Source organism: Planosporangium mesophilum, from assembly GCF_016863255.1.
GTDB lineage: Bacteria > Actinomycetota > Actinomycetes > Mycobacteriales > Micromonosporaceae > Planosporangium > Planosporangium mesophilum.
This window is the reverse complement of record NZ_BOON01000091.1, coordinates 1-2,139: the sequence shown is the minus strand read 5'-3', so window position 1 is coordinate 2,139 and position 2,139 is coordinate 1. Positions and strand designations below refer to the sequence as shown.

Here is a 2,139-nt window from a genome sequence, read left to right as displayed (position 1 = left end):
GGTCCGGGTTGATCGGCGCCGCGCACATGGTCATCGACGAGCTGTTCTCCCGGGAGCGTCTTCCACTGTGGATCGATGCGGGCTCGCCCCGTGGCCGTACCGACATCCCCGCCACCGCGGCCTGAGCGGCCGCCCCGTCAAGGATGCGCGTTGAAGACGGTGACGGCCTTGGTCTGGGTGAACCCGAGCAGTTCGTGCTCGCGGAGGCGGCCGACAACTTCCGGGTCTGAGCGTGGCGAGTGAGGCAGCGCACAGCCGGTCCGTCCGGGAGGCCGTTCAGCGCCGGCGGTTGAGGTACCGGTCGAGCTGCCGATCGACCGCTAGCTGTGGCAGCTCGGCGGTCTGCTGCTGAGCGGTGGACTGGGTGGGTATCCGCACGCGCGGCCGCCCGGCCACCCTGTCCGCCCGCTGGTCCTCCTTGCGCATCGCGAGCCCGATCGTCACGTACGCCAGGGCGGTGATGACGAGACAGGCCAGCACGATGATCGGGATCAGCAGCACGAACGGGCCCACGCCATGGATCGCGGCGGGCTCGGTGGCGAGCTCGACCCGGACCGCCGACATGCCGGTGTAGTGCATCCCGCAGACCGCCGCACCCATCACGAGCGCGGCCGGCACCGTGGCGGTGGTGCCCCGGATGACCAGGGCGAACCACAGCGCGACGGTGGCCGCGACGACCGCGATCGCCACCGACAGTACAACTCTGGTGGGGTCGTACGTGACGACGCCGCCCATGTTCATCGCGGCCATGCCGGTGTAGTGCATGGCGGCGACCCCGAGGCCGGTGATCGGACCACCGACGAGCAGCTTCCACACCTGAGGCCGGCCCATGCCGACGGTGAACAGCCCGATGCCGACGATCAGGACGGCGATGACCGCGCTCACCAGCGTCTTCGGCACGTCGTAACGCACCACTGTGGATGGTACGTCGAAACCGATCATGGCCATGAAGTGCATGAGCCAGATGCCGGTGCCGCCGATCGCGACGGCCGCCAGGGCGAGCCACCTGGCCCTGCTGCGGCCCTCGACCTCGCGCGCCCGGGTCGCGAGCACGAGCCCGAGCAGCGACCCCAGGAACGACATCACGTACGCCAACGTCGGGCTGGTCCACCCGAACGCGAAGTTGTGCACTCCCGCCACGAATTTCCTTTCGGTATCAGCGTCCACAGTGGAGCGAACGCACGCCGCCGGACGGCGACCGTGGCATTCAGCCATCCTCCGCCGCCGGCCCGACGGACAACGTGTGCGAACAGCGAGAGGCGCGCCCCGCGGGAAAGCGTGGAATCCATGACAATCAGGGAGACTTCGCCTGCGGTGTGGCCGGTCGGTACGACGATCCGGGAGACCACGATGCAACGGCGACGCCCCCTCGAACCGCAGCGGTGCCGGAGCGCCTCGTCGCCATGGCAACCGGTAGCGCCCTGCACCGAACGGCGCAGTCGACGAACGGTTTCCGAAACTTTCGAAGCCTTCGATGGCTTCTGCTCGAAGGGCCGCCCCGGCCTACAGGCGCACGCCCCACCCGGCCCGCGACGGTCCAGCACCGGGCAGCGTGCCCGGCGCGACGCCAGAATTTGCTGCTAGAAGCGGCACGTGCGGCACCGGCCGACCGGGAGGCCACAGCCTCACCCGCGGCGTCGCCGCCGTCCGGCCCCGCGCGATGGGTAGCCGCGACGGACCAAAGCGGCGAGCGGCGCGGCATTGAGATTTTCGGAAAGCTACCGGTAACATTCGACGCATCGAAGTGTGTCGAGGTCTTCGGCCACCCGTCCCCAGGAGTGTCAATGCCAAGCAACCGAATCGGACCGGGTTCGCGGCCGCCGTCACCGTCGCCGGCCGGCCGCCACCGCCCGCGCTGCTGACCGCCGGTCAGGTGTCCGGTGGCCTCGCACCGGTGGCGCCACCGCCGGTGGCCGGACACCTCACCGCGCCCGCTCCACCCCGGAGCATCGCAGCAGCCGGACGTTCGACGATCTCACACCACCCCATCGGTACTCGGAGGCAACAGGCATGAGCAACAACTCCGTCCGCGGCAGCGGACGTCCAAAGCTGAGATCAGGAACGCGTACAGCACTGGTGTCCGCCGCTGCGTGCGTCCTCGCCGCCGGTGCGGCGATCGCCATGACCGGCACGGCCAGC

Annotated in this window: 1 protein-coding gene; it reads right to left on the bottom strand. The window is 69.8% G+C overall.

Features of this window, described 5'->3' with window-relative positions:
• Nucleotides 1-276 precede the first annotated feature (276 nt).
• The gene (locus Pme01_RS30610; RefSeq protein WP_168118339.1) at nt 277-1,140 is read right to left on the bottom strand and encodes an MHYT domain-containing protein; all 864 of its coding nucleotides are present in this window, start codon (nt 1,138-1,140) and stop codon (nt 277-279) included.
• Nucleotides 1,141-2,139: the final 999 nt, after the last annotated feature.